Source organism: Trichlorobacter ammonificans, from assembly GCF_933509905.1.
GTDB lineage: Bacteria > Desulfobacterota > Desulfuromonadia > Geobacterales > Pseudopelobacteraceae > Trichlorobacter > Trichlorobacter ammonificans.
The window spans coordinates 805,482-821,642 of sequence record NZ_OW150024.1; the positions used below are offsets into that span (position 1 = coordinate 805,482).

General features: G+C 62.0%; 17 protein-coding genes and 5 tRNA genes. 20 read left to right on the forward strand and 2 right to left on the reverse strand.

All coding sequences use genetic code 11. The features are described 5' to 3' along the window. Nucleotides 1–20 precede the first annotated feature (20 nt). Together RAK07_RS03600 and glmS are read right to left on the reverse strand one after the other, a co-directional pair. A complete protein-coding gene (locus RAK07_RS03600; RefSeq protein ID WP_305731483.1) occupies nt 21–866 on the reverse strand; it encodes a L,D-transpeptidase in 846 nt (281 codons plus the stop codon). Between the two features lie 25 nt (nt 867–891). Continuing rightward, a complete protein-coding gene (gene glmS / locus RAK07_RS03605; protein WP_305731484.1) occupies nt 892–2,721 on the reverse strand; it encodes a glutamine--fructose-6-phosphate transaminase (isomerizing) in 1,830 nt (609 codons plus the stop codon). A gap of 176 nt (nt 2,722–2,897) precedes the next feature. Between glmS and RAK07_RS03610 the strand changes: the two genes are divergently transcribed. From RAK07_RS03610 to rplL, 20 genes are all read left to right on the forward strand, one after another. Further along, complete coding sequence (locus RAK07_RS03610) at nt 2,898–3,974, forward strand: hypothetical protein (RefSeq protein WP_305731485.1); 1,077 nt, start codon at nt 2,898–2,900, stop codon at nt 3,972–3,974. 36 nt (nt 3,975–4,010) lie between these two features. Continuing rightward, nucleotides 4,011–4,484 carry a ferritin-like domain-containing protein gene (locus tag RAK07_RS03615; RefSeq protein WP_305731486.1) on the forward strand — a complete coding sequence of 158 codons (474 nt, stop codon included), beginning with the start codon at nt 4,011–4,013 and terminating at the stop codon, nt 4,482–4,484. A 7-nt stretch (nt 4,485–4,491) separates the two neighbouring features. After that, nucleotides 4,492–6,726, forward strand: a complete 2,235-nt coding sequence (gene priA, locus RAK07_RS03620) for a replication restart helicase PriA (protein WP_305731487.1) — start codon at nt 4,492–4,494, stop codon at nt 6,724–6,726. 18 nt (nt 6,727–6,744) lie between these two features. Next, a complete protein-coding gene (locus tag RAK07_RS03625) occupies nt 6,745–7,680 on the forward strand; it encodes a 3'-5' exonuclease (RefSeq protein ID WP_305731488.1) in 936 nt (311 codons plus the stop codon). A 1-nt stretch (nt 7,681) separates the two neighbouring features. After that, nucleotides 7,682–8,077, forward strand: a complete 396-nt coding sequence (locus RAK07_RS03630) for a YbaN family protein (protein ID WP_305731489.1) — start codon at nt 7,682–7,684, stop codon at nt 8,075–8,077. A 2-nt stretch (nt 8,078–8,079) separates the two neighbouring features. Then, nucleotides 8,080–8,910 carry a pseudouridine synthase gene (locus RAK07_RS03635; RefSeq protein ID WP_305731490.1) on the forward strand — a complete coding sequence of 277 codons (831 nt, stop codon included), beginning with the start codon at nt 8,080–8,082 and terminating at the stop codon, nt 8,908–8,910. Continuing rightward, nucleotides 8,900–10,825, forward strand: coding sequence for a transglutaminase TgpA family protein (locus RAK07_RS03640; RefSeq protein WP_305731491.1), 1,926 nt, complete (start codon nt 8,900–8,902; stop codon nt 10,823–10,825). The genes RAK07_RS03635 and RAK07_RS03640 overlap by 11 nt, the downstream gene beginning before the upstream one ends. 107 nt (nt 10,826–10,932) lie before the next feature. Then, nucleotides 10,933–11,008, forward strand: a tRNA-Thr gene (locus RAK07_RS03645). 21 nt (nt 11,009–11,029) lie between these two features. Next, nucleotides 11,030–11,115 (forward strand) — tRNA-Tyr (locus tag RAK07_RS03650). Nucleotides 11,116–11,229: 114 nt separating this feature from the next. Then, a tRNA-Gly gene (locus RAK07_RS03655) sits at nt 11,230–11,306 on the forward strand. Nucleotides 11,307–11,331: 25 nt separating this feature from the next. Beyond that, nucleotides 11,332–11,407, forward strand: a tRNA-Thr gene (locus RAK07_RS03660). Between the two features lie 103 nt (nt 11,408–11,510). Continuing rightward, nucleotides 11,511–12,701 carry an elongation factor Tu gene (tuf, locus tag RAK07_RS03665; protein WP_305731492.1) on the forward strand — a complete coding sequence of 397 codons (1,191 nt, stop codon included), beginning with the start codon at nt 11,511–11,513 and terminating at the stop codon, nt 12,699–12,701. Nucleotides 12,702–12,771: 70 nt separating this feature from the next. Then, complete coding sequence (gene rpmG, locus RAK07_RS03670; RefSeq protein ID WP_374215755.1) at nt 12,772–12,924, forward strand: 50S ribosomal protein L33; 153 nt, start codon at nt 12,772–12,774, stop codon at nt 12,922–12,924. Nucleotides 12,925–12,949: 25 nt separating this feature from the next. Beyond that, nucleotides 12,950–13,026: transfer RNA gene (locus RAK07_RS03675), tRNA-Trp, on the forward strand. 29 nt (nt 13,027–13,055) lie between these two features. Further along, complete coding sequence (secE, locus tag RAK07_RS03680) at nt 13,056–13,253, forward strand: preprotein translocase subunit SecE (protein WP_305733472.1); 198 nt, start codon at nt 13,056–13,058, stop codon at nt 13,251–13,253. A 19-nt stretch (nt 13,254–13,272) separates the two neighbouring features. Beyond that, nucleotides 13,273–13,800: a transcription termination/antitermination protein NusG gene (gene nusG / locus RAK07_RS03685; RefSeq protein WP_305731494.1), complete on the forward strand. Its 528-nt coding sequence runs from the start codon at nt 13,273–13,275 to the stop codon at nt 13,798–13,800. Nucleotides 13,801–13,849: 49 nt separating this feature from the next. Beyond that, nucleotides 13,850–14,272 carry a 50S ribosomal protein L11 gene (gene rplK / locus RAK07_RS03690; RefSeq protein WP_305731495.1) on the forward strand — a complete coding sequence of 141 codons (423 nt, stop codon included), beginning with the start codon at nt 13,850–13,852 and terminating at the stop codon, nt 14,270–14,272. A gap of 47 nt (nt 14,273–14,319) precedes the next feature. Further along, complete coding sequence (rplA, locus tag RAK07_RS03695; protein ID WP_305731496.1) at nt 14,320–15,021, forward strand: 50S ribosomal protein L1; 702 nt, start codon at nt 14,320–14,322, stop codon at nt 15,019–15,021. Between the two features lie 158 nt (nt 15,022–15,179). After that, entirely contained in the window at nt 15,180–15,704 is a 525-nt protein-coding gene (gene rplJ / locus RAK07_RS03700; RefSeq protein WP_305731497.1) for a 50S ribosomal protein L10, read from the forward strand. 68 nt (nt 15,705–15,772) lie between these two features. Next, on the forward strand, nt 15,773–16,156 hold the full coding sequence (gene rplL / locus RAK07_RS03705) for a 50S ribosomal protein L7/L12 (RefSeq protein ID WP_305731498.1): 384 nt from the start codon (nt 15,773–15,775) through the stop codon (nt 16,154–16,156). Nucleotides 16,157–16,161 lie beyond the last annotated feature (5 nt).

Sequence of the window (16,161 nt, forward strand, 5' to 3'; positions counted from 1 at the left end):
CAGGCGAGGGAAAGGAGAAATCAGCGGTAGACCGGCAGGTTTCCCCGCACCTCAAGGATCGGGCCGTAGTCCAGTTCCTGGAAGCTGCCGTCATCTTCGCCGTGCTCGTCATCCGGCGCGGCCCAGACGTAGAGTTTCTGGGAGTCCAACAACACCGGCCCGGCGGGCATGCCGAAGGTCCGCTTCTGCATCGCCTCGTCGAACAGCCCGATGCAGCCGTGGGAGGCGGGCCGCCCCGGCAGGTCCCGGGCGTGGATCCAGTAGCCTACGTTTTCTTTGTCGATATGGAAGCGCAGGGCGTTGTCCATGGGGTATTGCTCCTCGTCCCCGGCGGTGCGGTAGAGCGAGGAGGTATGGGTGCGGTGGCGGGCGTCGATCCTGAAAATGCCGAGCGGGGTTTCCGAACCGGCCTTGCCGGTGGCCGCCGGCATGGAGAACTTGAGTTTGCCTCGTTCATAGGCGCCGATCCACTGTTCGCCCACATCAAGCAGGATGTAGCGACGGTGCTGGCGGGCCGGCGGGTAGTCCGCGGGCAGGGGGGTGTAGGTGCGGATATCGTCCATCCGCTCCGGTTCCTTGATGGTCATGCCGGGGTAGGCATGGCGGCGGTCCAGGCGGTTGAAGCGGGCCACCAGGGTCCAGTCCTTGCCGTAGAGGGATTCCAGGGTCTCGTGGGGACGGATGAAGCGGGGGCGCCAGCGGATGTTCCGTTGGCTGGGATAGTCGATCCGGCTGAGATCCTCCAAGGCCTTGTCCTGGGGAGAGGGGCCGGGAGAATCGACGATATCGGCCTCCCAGATCACGGCGCAGGAGGAGAGCAGGCCGGTCAGAAGCATCACCAGCACCAGCCGGTGGCTCCATCTCATGCGACTTGTCCGCATCGCCCGCTTCCTATTCCACCGTGACGCTCTTGGCCAGGTTGCGGGGCTGGTCCACGTCGGTCCCCTTCAGTACGGCGATATGGTAGGCCAGCAGTTGCAGCGGCACGGAGAGCAGAATCGGGTCCAGGTCCTCGCTGACCGTGGGCAGTTCCAACACCGCCTCGGCCCGGGCTCCGGCCTCCCGGTCGCCGGCGGTGACCAGGGCAATGACCCGGCCGCCCCGGGCGATGACCTCTTCCATGTTGGAAACGGTCTTTTCGTAAGCGCTGTTCTTCGGCACCAGCACCACCACCGGCACCTGCTCGTCGATCAGGGCGATGGGGCCGTGCTTCATCTCGCCGGCCGGGTAGCCTTCGGCGTGGATGTAGGAGATCTCCTTCAGCTTGAGCGCCCCTTCCAGGGCAATGGGAAAGTTCTTGCCCCGGCCCAGGTAGAGGAAGTCACGGGCGTTCAGGTACTGGCGGGCGATCTTTTCGGTAGCCGGGTTCAGCGCCAGGGATTCCTCCAGCAGCCCCGGCACCATTCGCAGGGCCGCGATCATCCGTGCTCCTTGGGCCGCATCGATCCGGTGTATGGCGCGGCCCAGGCGGATGGTCAGCAGATAGAGTGCGGACAGCTGGGTGACAAAGGCTTTGGTGGAGGCGACGCCGATCTCCGGGCCGGCGTGAGTGTAGATCACCCCTGCCGCCTCGCGGGCGATGGAGGAGTCCACCACGTTGCAGATGGCCAGATTCATGGCACCGAGGCTCTTTGCCTCCCGCAGGGCCGCCAGGGTGTCGGCGGTTTCGCCGGACTGGGAGATAACCAGCACCAGGGTGCTCTGGTCGATCACCGGCTTGCGGTAGCGGAACTCCGAGGCGATATCCACCTCCACCGGGATGCGGCAGTGCTCCTCGATCAGGAATTTGCCGGTCAGGCCCGCATGCCAGGAGGTGCCGCAGGCCACGATCACCATCCGCCGGATCGACTGCAGGGCGGCATCGTCGTAGCGCAGATCCTCGAGGTAGACATCCCCCTTGTCGTCCAGCAGCCGGCCGGCGATGGTGTCCCGTACCGCCCGGGGCTGCTCGAATATCTCCTTGAGCATGAAATGCTTGTAGCCCCCCTTTTCCGCCATGAGGGGGGACCAGTCGATATGGCGGGGTTTTTTCTCCAGGGGCTGGCCGGCAATGGTGGAGAAGCGACAGCTCCGGCCGCTGAACAGGGCCAGTTCGCCGTCCTCCAGGAACACCATCTCCCGGGTGTGGGCCAGGATGGCGGGAATATCGGAGGCCACGAAGAACTGTCCCTCCCCCAGTCCCACCACCATGGGAGAACCCAGTTTGGCGGCGATCAGGGTGTCCGGCTCCTCCCGGCAGAGGATGCAGACGGCGTAGGCGCCGCGCAGCTCCTGCAGGGCAGCCCGTACCGCTGTTTCAAAATTACCGTTGGCACGGTAGTGGCTGTCGATCAGATGGGCGATCACCTCGGTGTCGGTCTCGCTGCTGAAACAGTGACCGGCTGCCTGGAGCCGCTCTTTCAGCCCCAGGTAGTTTTCGATGATACCGTTGTGCACCACCACAATGGAACCGGCCTGGTGGGGGTGAGCATTGGTTTCCGAGGGACGGCCGTGGGTGGCCCAGCGGGTGTGGCCGATCCCCAGGGCACCGGCCAAAGGCTGTTCTGCCAGAAGTTTTTCCAGGTTGACCAGCTTGCCTTCGCTGCGGCGGACACTGATGACTCCGTCCGTGAGCGTGGCAATGCCGGCGGAGTCGTAGCCGCGGTACTCCAGCTTGCGCAGCCCTTCGAAAATGATCGGGGTGGCCTCCTGCGGGCCGATATATCCAACGATTCCACACATCGTCCGTTACCTCGTCAGTGCCGTTTGTCCGGCATGTTCACTGATTTGTCTGGGTGATAATATCCTGCTAATCTTGCCCATCGATTCACGCATGTCAAGCACGTTCAATCGTGATGCTTGAACCTGCCGGTCGGTTGTCCTATTATCAACCGGATATTGTACGCAAGGATTTATGCATGAACGTCGAACAGATGAAGCAGGTGCTGAAGGAGATACTGACCACCACCGATCTGACCCCCTGCGTGGTGGGGCACCGCGGGGTGGGCAAGACCGCCGGCATCGTCCAGGTCTGTCGCGAGATCGGGCGGACCTATCTGCCGCTGCGGCTGGGGCAGATGGAGGTGGGGGATCTGGTGGGGATACCGTTTCGGGACGGCGAACGGATGCACTGGTCCCGGCCGGCCTGGTGGCCCGGCGACGACGAACCGCCGGCGGTGGTCCATTGCGACGAACTGAACCGGGCCCAGCAGGAGGATACCCTGCAGGCGATTTTCCAGTTCGTGGAACCGCCTGCCGAGGGGCTGCAGCGGGCTCTGCACACCCATCGCCTGGCTCCCCGCCACAAGGTGGTGGTGACCATCAACCCGCCGGACGGCACCTACCAGGTGGCCACCCTGGACCGGGCATTGATCGACCGGATGGTGATGCTGTACGTGGAAACCGATTACCAGTGCTGGGCGCGGTATGCGGCCCAGCGGGAGCTTGATACCGACGTGCGCGGCTTTCTGGCCGGCAACAGCGGACTGCTGGCCCGCCAGGGTGCGCCGCTTGATATGCAGGTGGAGCCGACGGAGCGGGGCTGGGAGATGGTCAGCATCCTGCGCCGACACTGCCGCTTTCCCGGCGATCTGGCCATGGAGGTCTACAGCGGCGTCGTGGGGAAAGAAGCGGCCATTGCCTTCATGCGCTGGCTGTCGGACAAAAGCGGCCGTCCCCTGACCGCTGTCGATATCCTCGATCACTGGCCGGAGGTGGCGCAGCAGGCCGCAGCACAGCGGGATGATGTGCAGGCAGCCACGATCAGCGATCTGCTGGCCACCCTGCAGGTTCGCCAGGCACTGCAGCCGGAGCAGGAGGACCACCTGGTGGCCTACCTGGCGGTGCTGCCCCGGGACCTGCGTTTCGGCCTGGTCAAATCGCTGTTGCGCATACCGGCGGTGGCCCTGGCCATCAGCCAGGACCGCTACGATGCAGTGGTGCTGGATGCCATCAGAGTCATCAGTGCCGAAACACAGGCTGCGCCATCACACTGACATACCTCGGAATATCCTCGGAAAAGGAGTGAATGCATGAGCGACGAACGGATCTGTTATACCTACGAAAGCGCCCTTGAGGCGGCCATTGCCATGGAAGAGGAAGGGTTCCGCAACTACCTGCGGGCACTGCGCACCGTGCAGCAGAAGGGGGCCAAGGAGATTCTGCGGGAAAACGCCCTGGATGAGCTCAGCCACAAGCAGCAACTGGAAAAGGCGCTGGTTGAGGGGCATATGGCGGATGGCGGCGAGATCAGCCGCACCATCCCCACCATGAACCTGAGCTATGTCCTGAAGAAGGCCGACCTGCGACCGGAATCAACGGTTCGCGAGGCACTGCTCTATGCCATACAACTGGAAAAGGAAGCGGCCGAGTTTTACCGCAAGGCGGGAGAAGGGTGCTCCGGCGCGCCGATGGCTGCCCTGTTCGAACGGCTGCACCGCGAGGAGAGCAGCCACCTGCAGCGGCTGGAAGACCTCTACGAAGCCCATTTCATGACCGAAAACTGACCCCCGGGTGCCGTTGCCTGTTGCCACCATAGAAGTGTCGGTGCCGCTGCCGCTGGAGGGGAGCTTTCACTACGCCGTTCCCGAATCCCTGGCCGCTGCGGTGCGTCCCGGTATCAGGGTGCTGGTGCCGTTCGGGCGGCGTACGGTCAGCGCCTATGTGCTGGGGTGCGGTGGCGCGCCGGATGGGCAGTCGCTGAAGAGCATTCTGGAGTTGCTGGACGACGAGCCGCTGTGGAGCGAGCAGCAGCTTGCCTTTTTTCGCTGGATTGCCGACTACTATCTGCATCCTCTGGGAGAAGTGCTGAAGACCGCCCTTCCTGCCGGCATCAACCGCCAGAGCCGGAAAAAGGGGGATGCCAGTGTGCTGACCGGCGGCCGGACCATCAGGACCGAGCGTTGGTACCGCCGGGGGGAGCTGGACCGGAATGCGGTGAGTCTGCGGGGGAAAAGCCTGGAAATTCTGGCCTGGGTGGAAGAGGCTGGCGCCGTCTCCGCGGCAGAGGTGAAGGCCCGGTTCGGCGACTGCGCCCCCCAGTTGAAAAAACTGCGGGACACGGGATTGTTGCTGGCAGAACAGCGGGAGGCGTACCGTAATCCCTTTGCCGGGGTGACGGTGGAGCGGGATCTGCCCAAACCGCTTTCCCGGCACCAGCAGGCGGCCCTGGATGCGGTTGCGGCGCCGCTGGATAGCGCCACCTTTGCGCCATTCCTGCTGCACGGCGTCACCGGCAGCGGCAAGACCGAAGTCTACCTGCAGACCATTGCCCGTTCTCTTGCCGACGACCGTACCGCCCTGGTGCTGGTGCCGGAAATATCGCTCACCCCCCAGCTGGTGCACCGCTTCCGGGCCCGGTTCGGCGACGGCATCGCCGTACTGCACAGCGCCCTGTCCGACGGCGAGCGCTACGACGAATGGCGCCGCATCCGGCGGGGCGAAGTGCGGATCGTGATCGGCGCCCGTTCCGCCATTTTTGCCCCCCTGGAGCGGATCGGCATCATCGTGGTGGATGAGGAGCACGAGGCGTCGTTCAAACAGTCGGACGGCCTGCGCTACAACGCCCGGGACCTGGCCCTGGTGCGGGGCCGCCAGGAGGGGGCGGTGGTGCTGCTGGGTTCAGCCACGCCGCTGGTTACCACCCGTCATGCGGCCCGCAACGGCCGCCTGGGGTATCTGGAGCTGCCGGAGCGGATCGGCTCCCGCCCCCTGCCGGAGACCCGGCTGGTCACGGAGCGGATGACCGCGGAGCAGCCGCTGTCGCCGCCGCTGCTGGAGGCATTGGCCCATACCCTGGCCCGGGGGGAGCAGAGCCTGATCTTTCTCAATCGCCGCGGTTTTGCCAGCTTTCTGGCCTGTCCGGCCTGTGGAGCCCAGCTCTCCTGTCCCAACTGCTCCGTCTCCCTGACCTACCATAAAAGCCGCAGCCGCAGCATCTGCCACTACTGCGACTACCAGGTGCCCTTTCCCTGCATCTGCCCGGCCTGCGGCGAGCCGGAACTGCGGGAGATGGGGGCGGGGACCGAGCGGGTCGAGCATGAACTGGCGGCCCGGTTCCCGGAGGCGCGGGTGGCCCGGATGGACAGCGACACCGTTGCCGGCAAGGGGGGCCATGCCCGGATTCTGGACCGGGTGGCGCGGGGCGAAGTAGATATCCTGGTGGGGACCCAGATGATCGCCAAGGGGCACGATTTCCCCGGCGTGACGCTGGTGGGGGTGCTGCAGGCGGAGGGAAGCCTGTACCTGCCCGATTTCCGAGCTGCTGAGCGGACCTTTCAACTGCTCTCCCAGGTCATCGGCCGGGCCGGACGGGGGGAGCTGCCGGGCCGGGTGCTGGTGCAGGCGCTGCAGCCGGACCATTACGCCCTGGTTCATGCGGTGAACCACGATTACGACCAGTTCTGCAGCGAGGAGCTGGCCTTCAGGGAGGAACTGGGCTATCCCCCCTTCGGCCACCTGGCGGCGCTGCTCTTTTCCGGCACCTCCGAAACGGCGGTCAGCGACGCGGCCACCGAGGCGGCCCGGCTGCTGGTGGAACTGAAGGTGCGCCTGAAGCTGCGCACCGAACTGTTGGGCCCGGCCCAGGCCCCCTTCTACCGGCTGCGGGGACGGTTTCGCCGGCACCTGTTACTCAAGGACGCAGACCGGAGCGCCCTGCGGCGGCTGCTCACGGCCTACCGGAAAGAGCGGGTGACGCCGGTCCGGGTGCGGGAGGCGGTTGATGTTGATCCGGTTGATTTACTGTAATACACAAAAGGGAGTCGTATGAAACGGAAGAAGGAACCGGGGCCGCTGAACCAGCTTGAAGCGGAGATCGCCATCACGGCACTGCACGCCACCGGCGAATACCAGGTGCTGCGCAAGATCAACCTGGAGCGGGATCATCGCCTCCGGGGCCTACATGGCGAGGGTGCCCGGATCGGTCTCTGTCTCGACACCGAGACCACCGGCCTGGATCACCGCCAGGACCGGATCATCGAGCTGGGGATCGTGGCCTTCGCGTACGACCCGGTTACCGCCGAAATCCTGCGGGTGACGGGCCGCTACAACGGTTTTGAGGACCCGGGCGCCCCCCTTGCCCGCGAGATCACGGAGATAACCGGCATTACCGATGACATGGTACGGGGACAGGCGCTGGACGACGAACAGGTCATGGCGCTGGTGGCCGGGGCCGATCTGGTGATCGCCCATAACGCCGCCTTTGATCGTCCCTTTGTGGAGGCCCGGTACCCGGCCTTTGCGGGGATTCCCTGGGCCTGTTCGGTGCTGCAGATCGACTGGCAGGCCGAGCGGCTGCAGGCCCGCTCCCTGGAGTACCTGCTGTTCAAGTTCGGCTGGTGCATCAACGCCCACCGGGCCCTGGACGATGCCGAAGGGGTGCTGGGGCTCCTGCTGGAGCGTCTGCCGGTGAGCGACCGGTCGGTGTTCGCGGCACTCCTGGAGGGAAGCCGCCAGTCAGCCACCCGCATCCATGCGGTGGGAGCCCCCTTTGACAAGAAGGAACTGCTCAAACAGCGCGGCTACCGCTGGCATGACGGTGCGGACGGCAAACCCAAGTGCTGGTGGATCGGTATCGTTGATACCAGGGAACAGGAAGAGTTGGCATTCCTGGCCCGTGAGGTGTACGGCGGCACCCTGCCCGGCGGGGTGACCGTCCGCCGGATCGGGCCGCTGGACCGTTTCTCGGTGCGGGAAGGCTAGTATGGGGCCGGCAACAACCGTACGGCATCCGTTGCTGCGCCGGTTGCTGCTTTGCGCCGGTCTGCTCTGCACTGCACTGGGCGTGGTCGGCATTTTTGTGCCGCTGCTGCCCACCACTCCGTTTCTGCTGCTGGCCGCTGCCTGCTTTGCCCGCAGCTCCGAGCGCTTTCATACCTGGCTTCTGACCCATGAGCGACTGGGACCTATGATTTCCGGCTACCTGGACGGCTCGGGGATACCGGCCCGTGCCAAGGCGGTTTCAGTGAGCATGGTCTGGCTGAGCCTGCCGCCCTCGGCCCTGCTGCTGGTGCCGGTGGTCTGGGTCAAGCTGCTGCTGATCCTGCTGGCGATCGGCATTACCTGGCACCTGCTACGGCTGCCCACCCGAAAGGCCTGACCATGAAGGAACGTTTGCAAAAAATCATCGCCGCAGCCGGAGTCACCTCCCGGCGTGCCGCCGAAGAACTGATCCTGGCCGGCCGGGTTGCCGTGAACGGCCAGGTGGTCACCGAACTGGGAGCCAAGGCCGACGGTGCCGAAGACCGGATCACCGTGGACGGAACGCCGGTCAGACCGGCGGAGAAGCTGTACTACGTGCTGCTGCACAAGCCGGCCGGCTACGTCACCAGCCTGAAGGATCCCCAGGGGCGACACCTGGTGACCGAGCTGGTGAAGGATGTCGACGCGCGGCTTTTTCCGGTGGGGCGCCTGGACTACAACTCCGAAGGGCTGCTGCTTCTGACCAACGACGGCGCCTGGGCCAACCGGCTGATGCATCCCCGGCACCAGGTGGACAAGGAGTATCACGTCCGGGTGCGGGGCAAGGCCGATCCCCAGCAGATCAGACGCCTTGCCGAAGGAGTGGAGCTGGAGGACGGCCCGGCTGCCGGCGCCACGGTACGGCTCCTCAAGACGGATCAGAACAACGACTGGCTCTCCATCACCATCAGGGAAGGACGCAACCGGCAGGTGCGGCGGATGTGTGCCGCTGTCGGGCTGTCGGTGGTCCGGCTGCGGCGGATCCGCTACGGCTCCCTGACGCTGGGAGGGTTGAACCCCGGAGAATACCGGTTGCTCAGCACCGCTGAAGCGATGGGGCTGGATGCCCCTGCCGAGCCGAAGCCGAAGCGAACAGCGCCGCCACGGCCGGGCGCGGCGGCCGGCGGTTCCAAAGCGGAGGCACCGCGGCCGGCATCCCGCCCCCGGCCGCCGCAGCGGCATGGCACCTGATCTGTCCCGACTGACAGCGCTGCTGGGATTCGGTAGTGCACTGCTGGGGTTCATACCACTGTTCGCCCATGTGCCGCTGCTGCCGCAGCTGCTGTTCGCGGGCGGCCTGCTGGCCGGTCTCGCCAGGGAAGTGCGCGGCACGGTTACGGTGCCCCCTCCTTTCCTGACCGTCGGTGCCACGGCGTTGTTTCTCTGGTACGCTGCCCAGTTCAGCCGCCACAATCCCGCCCTGCCGGTGATCTGCATCCTCACGGTGCTGCTGGCAGCCCGCCTGGCGGCGGAAAAGACACCCCGTACCTGGCTGCAGCTGTGTGCCCTTTCGCTCTTTGCCCTTGCCGCATCATCCCTCTTCGATCTCGGCCCCCGTTTCCTGCTGTTGCTTGTTCTGATGCTTCCCGTGCTGGCACTTCAGGTGGTGCTGCTCACCATGCAGGGCCACGGCGTCACCCGGCTGGCCGGACCGGCGCTTCGCCACCTGCTTGTCGTCGGGCTGCTGATACCGGTCTGCTCCCTGCTGCTGGTGCCGCTCTTCTTTTCCATGCTGCCCCGCACCCGGCTGCCGCTCTGGAGCTTTATTCAACAGGCAGGGGGCACTACCCCCGGTGGACTCTCCGATACGGTGGTTCCCGGCAGGAGCTCGACGGTACCGGACAGTGGTCCGCTGGTCTTTCGTGCGGAACTGGAACGCCGGCCGGCCGGTCAGCTCTACTGGCGGGTCGCAGTGTTCAGTCGCCTTGACGAACGGGGCTGGCAGCGGGATAGTGGCGTCCAGACGGTGAGGGTGACGGGACAACCGGTGCGGATCGAGCAGACCATCACCATGGAGCCGGGCAGTTCGCGCATGCTGGTGGGACTCGATCTGCCGGTCTCCTTTACCCATCCGGGCGGCAGCAGTATTCCCGGGGCCACCTGGAATCGGCCGCTTCCCGCGTCCCGCCGTGTTCGCTACACGGTGACGTCCCTGCCGGACGGCGCTGGCGCCCTGCGCACACCGCCGGCACGCGAACAGCTGACCAGCCTCCCCGCAGGTGTCTCGCCGCGTCTGCGGCAGCTTGCCCAGCGTTTCAGGCGGGAGGGGACGTCTGACCGGCAGCGCCTGGATGCGGTTGTTACCTGGTTCAGAAACGGTAATTTCAGATATAGCCGCAACGATCTCCCCACCGGCGCGGATGCGCTGGAGCGCTTTCTCTTCGAACGCAGGGCGGGGCATTGCGAGTTCTTTGCCTCGGCCTTTGCTCACCTGGCACGGGGAGCCGGAATACCGGCCCGTCTGGTCGGGGGATATCTGGGAGGAGAGTTCAACGAGCTGGGAGCCTACTACCGGATAACGGAGGAGCGGGCCCATGTCTGGGTGGAAGCGTGGCTGGAGCGCGAGGGGTGGGTGCGCATCGACCCCAGCAGCTTTGCAATCAACGCTGACGTCGCCCTGGGAGGGCAGCGCCGGACATCCCTTGCGCAGCAGACGCGTCTGCTGCTGGATACGCTGGATCATCTCTGGACCTCTGCGGTGATTACCTATGATTTCGAACGCCAACTGGAGCTGGCAAGCGGGATGTCGTCCCGCCTGCATGTCGTTCGTCTGGGGGATCTCAGGCGGTGGAGTTGGGCCATCGGTGGGGGATGCCTCCTGGGGCTGCTGAGCTGGTACGGCGTCCGCTGCTGGAGGGCAGGGCATCTGCGGCGAGAGGAACGTCTGCTTCGCCGGTTCCGGGCCGCAATAAAACGAGACTTCGGCCTGAGTGTCGACCGAAACACTGGTCTGTTCGACTGTGCCGAGCGCACGGGAAATGCACGAGTGAGAACCTTTGCCGACATTTACGGAGGGGCGGTGTATCGCGGCAGGCGGCTGACGGAAGAAGAGGCCGCACAGTTGCGGCGTCTGCTGCGCCAAGGGTTTCTTATTCGCCCCGAATAGTACCGTGCGGCATTTTTTCACGAAGTAGGGTGAAAAAAAGTTTTTGAAAAAGAGTTGACAGTGAATGTGCATTAGGATAATAATCCAAATTCACGCTTGGACGGTGCGCTGGCGTAGCTCAATTGGCAGAGCAGCTGACTTGTAATCAGCAGGTTGCGGGTTCGAGTCCCATCGCCAGCTCCAAAGCTGAAGCGGTTCTTCCCTGGAGGGATTCCCGAGCGGCCAAAGGGAACAGACTGTAAATCTGTCGTCGTACGACTTCGGAGGTTCGAATCCTCCTCCCTCCACCATACTATGTTTTCATCGGCAGGTGTTTGTGTGTCCCGAATCCAGGAGGCCGTGATTGGTCGCGATAACTGGTCTGGGGGATGCGGGTGCCGCCACAGCAGTTCATGCCGAAGTGTGCGGGAGTAGCTCAGTTGGCTAGAGCATCAGCCTTCCAAGCTGAGGGTCGCGGGTTCGAGTCCCGTTTCCCGCTCCAATTCTGATCAGGTTTCGTTTTGTGTGCCCACATAGCTCAGGAGGTAGAGCACTTCCTTGGTAAGGAAGAGGTCTCCGGTTCGAGTCCGGATGTGGGCTCCATTTTTGACAGAAGGCATGAAGTCCGGAATATTCCGAATATAAATCCGTAAAAGACCACACATGACGGTGCGCCCGGTGCGCACGGACAAAAGGAGTATGCGCCATGGCCAAGGCAAAATTTGAGCGTACGAAGCCTCATGTTAACATTGGAACGATCGGTCACGTTGACCACGGCAAGACCACGCTGACGGCAGCGATCACCAAGGTTCTTGCTCAGCGCGGTGGGGCAGAGTTCAAGGGTTATGACCAGATCGACAACGCTCCCGAGGAGCGTGAGCGTGGTATCACCATCGCCACCACCCACGTTGAGTACGAGACGGACAAGCGTCACTACGCCCATGTTGACTGCCCGGGTCACGCCGACTACGTGAAGAACATGATTACCGGTGCTGCTCAGATGGACGGTGCCATTCTGGTTGTGTCGGCCGCCGACGGCCCGATGCCCCAGACCCGTGAGCACATCCTGCTTGCCCGTCAGGTTGGCGTTCCCTATATCGTGGTCTTTCTGAACAAGGCCGATATGGTTGATGATGCCGAGCTGCTGGAGCTGGTTGAGCTTGAGATTCGTGAGCTCCTGTCCAGCTACGACTTCCCGGGCGACGACATTCCGATTATCAAGGGTTCCGCTCTGAAGGCGCTGAACGGCGACAAGGATGAGCTGGGCGAGCAGTCGGTCGAGAAGCTGATGGAAGCTGTTGACAGCTATATTCCCGAGCCGGAGCGCGCCATTGACAAGCCGTTCCTGATGCCGGTTGAAGACGTCTTCTCCATCTCCGGTCGTGGTACGGTTGCCACCGGTCGTGTTGAGCGCGGTATTGTCAAGGTTGGCGAGGAAGTTGAGATTGTCGGCATCAAGGCTACCGGCAAGACCACGGTTACCGGTGTTGAAATGTTCCGCAAGCTGCTTGACCAGGGTCAGGCCGGCGACAACATCGGCGCCCTGCTGCGTGGTGTGAAGCGTGAAGATGTTGAGCGCGGTCAGGTTCTGGCCAAGCCGGGCAGCATTACGCCGCACACCAAATTCAAGGCCGAGGCTTACATCCTGACCAAGGAAGAAGGCGGTCGTCACACGCCGTTCTTCAACGGCTACCGTCCCCAGTTTTACTTCCGTACGACTGACGTGACGGGTGTTGCCGAGCTTCCTGCCGGTACCGAGATGGTGATGCCTGGTGACAACGTTGCCCTGACGATCAACCTGATCACGCCGATCGCCATGGACGAAGGTCTTCGTTTTGCAATCCGTGAGGGTGGCCGTACCGTGGGCGCTGGCGTCGTCAGCGCAATCGTTGAGTAGTGTCCGTTCGGCTGCCCGCCTGATGGGTGTGGTTGGCGGTAGTGCGGACGGCATATAATCAAGAGGAAACGTGATGAGAGACATCGTGACCCTTGCTTGCGGTGAGTGCAAGCAGAGAAACTATACCACGACCAAAAACAAGAAGACGACGCCCCAGAAGCTCGAGTTCAGCAAGTACTGCCGTTTTTGCCGCAAGCATACGCAGCACAAGGAAACCAAGTAAGGCGGTCTGTAGCGGCTTGGATTGCAGGCCAGTAGCTCTAACGGCTAGAGCGCCGGTCTCCAAAACCGGATGTTGGGGGTTCGAATCCCTCCTGGCCTGCCATAATTCCCTGTCGCTGTTCAGTGATGCCGATGCAGGAGAGTGCAGTGCACAACGTCAAGGTCTTCTTTGATTCGGTAAAAACAGAGCTTGTCAAGGTAACATGGCCGTCGCGCAAAGAGACGGTCGCCACGACGGGTGTTGTTATTTTTATTGTGCTTATTATTTCCGTGTATCTCGGCTTGTGTGACCTCGTGCTCACCAGGCTGATTCGAATGATACTCGGATGACTGGCGGGAATTAACTGCGATGACCCAGAAATGGTATGGCGTGCATACGTACTCAGGGTACGAGAACAAGGTTCGTCTGAATATTCTTGAGCGTGTCAGGAATGAAGGGATGGAGGAGTATTTCGGTGAAATACTGATTCCGTCCGAGACGGTCGTCGAGCTGAAGAAGGGGGAGAAGAAGACCTCTTCACGCAAGTTTTTTCCCGGCTATATCCTGATCAAGATGGAAATGAACGACGATACCTGGCACATCGTCAAGGAAACTGCCAAGGTAACGGGGTTCGTCGGAGGCAATGCGCCGTTTCCGATTCCGGAGGAGGAGATTGGCAAGATCTCCCGCAGGATGGAAGAGGGGGCCGAGAAGCCGCGTCCCAAGGTTGAGTTTGAGGTTGGCGAAACGGTGCGGGTGGTTGATGGTCCCTTTCTCAACTTCACCGGCATGGTGGAGGACGTCAAGCCCGATCGGGGCAAGTTGCGCGTGGCTGTTACCATTTTCGGCCGGTCGACGCCGGTCGAGCTTGAGTTCATGCAAGTGGAAAAATGCTGATTCCGTTGTGTCTCAACGACGCAACATGCACTAAAAGGAGCGCATCGTCATGGCGAAGAAAATAACCGGTTACATAAAACTGCAAGTGCCCGCGGGCAAGGCAAATCCGTCGCCTCCCATCGGTCCGGCCCTTGGTCAGCACGGCGTCAACATCATGGAGTTCTGCAAGGCGTTCAACGCTAAGACTCAGGCTGACGAAGGCACTATCACGCCGGTCGTGATCACGGTCTATGCCGACCGCAGTTTTACCTTCATCACCAAGACGCCTCCGGTACCGGTGTTGATCAAGAAAGCCCTCGGTATTGAGAGTGGCTCAAGTGTGCCCAATAAAACCAAGGTCGGCAAGCTGACAAAAGCCCAGGTGGAAGAAATCGCCAAGAAGAAGATGCCGGACCTGAATGCCGCCTCGCTGGAAGCAGCCATGAGAACCGTCGAGGGCACCGCACGTTCGATGGGTGTGGATATCGTTTAGTAACGTAATCACGTAATGATTTGAATAGCGTTTGCAGGAGAGGCGACATGTCAAAAAGTACCAAAAAGCATGGCAATGCGATGAGCAAAATTGACCGTACCAAGCTGTATCCCCTGAAAACAGCGGTCGGTGTTGTGAAGGAAGCGAGCTATGCGAAGTTTGATGAAACGGTTGATGTTGCCGTCAAGCTGGGAGTAGATCCACGTCATGCCGACCAGATGGTTCGCGGAGCCGTCGTGCTGCCGAACGGTCTCGGCAAGAATGTTCGCGTGCTGGTTTTCGCCAAGGGCGAAAAGGAAAAAGAGGCGCTTGAGGCAGGTGCTGACTACGTTGGCGCCGAGGATCTCGTGGCGAAAATTCAGGAGGGATGGTTCGAGTTCGATACGGCCATTGCAACCCCGGACATGATGGGCGTTGTCGGCAAGATCGGTAAGCTGCTCGGTCCCCGCGGCCTGATGCCGAACCCCAAGGTCGGTACGGTTACCTTCGAAGTATCCCGCGCCGTCAAGGAGTCCAAGGCCGGCAAGGTGGAGTTCCGGGTCGAGAAGGCCGGTATCGTCCATGCACCGGTTGGTAAGGTCTCCTTTGAGCCGGAGAAGCTGGAGGGGAATATCGTTGCGCTGGTCGAGGCACTGGTCAAGGCCAAGCCCTCCGCTGCCAAGGGCACCTATATCAGGAAAATTTCGGTGTCATCGACCATGGGACCCGGCATTAATCTGGATATTTCCGACGTAACGTCGAATATGTAGCAAATTTCACATCGCCAAAGTCAAAGACAGCAGGTGCGCACTGCATAAAGGTCGCAACCGGGATCTGCCTGCCGAGACTTGGGGTACGTAAGATGTCCTTGCGCTTCCTGACTTTGGCATGGGGTTCGCCCCGTAACCCATAGAAAGGAGGATGACGCTTGAACCGTACAGTAAAGCAAGAGCAAGTCGAGTTGATGCGTGAGAAGCTGAAGCGCGCACAAGCGGTTTTTCTGGCCGATTTCCGCGGCATGAACGTGGAAAAGGCTACTACGCTCAGAAATGAGCTGCGTGCTGCCGCCGTTGACTACAAGGTCTTTAAGAACAGCTTGTTGGAACTGGCAGCCAAAGAAACCGATTTTGAATGCCTGCAGCCCTATCTTGCCGGTCCGACTGCCGTTGCCATTTCCTACGACGATCCGGTCGCAGCGGCAAAGGTGCTGTCGAAGTTTGCCAAGGTTCCCCAGGGTGCATTCGTACTGAAGGCCGGGGTGCTTTCCGGCAAGCTGCTGGATGTTGCCCAGATTCAGGCACTGGCAGACCTGCCGTCGCGTGAAGTGCTGCTCGCCAAGATGCTGGGTTCCCTGCAGGCACCTGCCACCAACTTTGTTGGCGTGCTCGCCGCAATCCCCGGCTCCTTCGTGCGGGTACTTGATGCCATACGCGCGAAGAAGGAAGGCAACTAGTCGAACAACGGTCAGCAGCGCTGACAGACCACACTTATACCTAACATTATCTTTGGGAGGATACATCGATGGCTGACATCACGAAAGCAGATGTAGTTGCATTTATTGAGAAGATGACCGTTCTTGAGCTGGCTGAGCTGGTGAAGGAACTGGAAGAGAAATTCGGCGTTTCCGCTGCAGCTCCCGTTGCCGTTGCCGTTGCCGGTGGCCCTGCTGCCTCCGCTGAACCCGCCGAAGAAAAGACCGAGTTCGACATCATCCTGAAGAACGCCGGTGCCAACAAGATCAACGTCATCAAGGTCGTGCGCGCACTGACCAGCCTGGGGCTGAAGGAAGCCAAGGATCTGGTTGACGGCGCTCCCAGCCCGGTCAAGACCGGTGTTTCCAAGGCTGAAGCTGAAGAAGCCAAGAAGCAGCTGGTTGAAGCAGGAGCTGAAGTCGAAATCAAATAATTGTT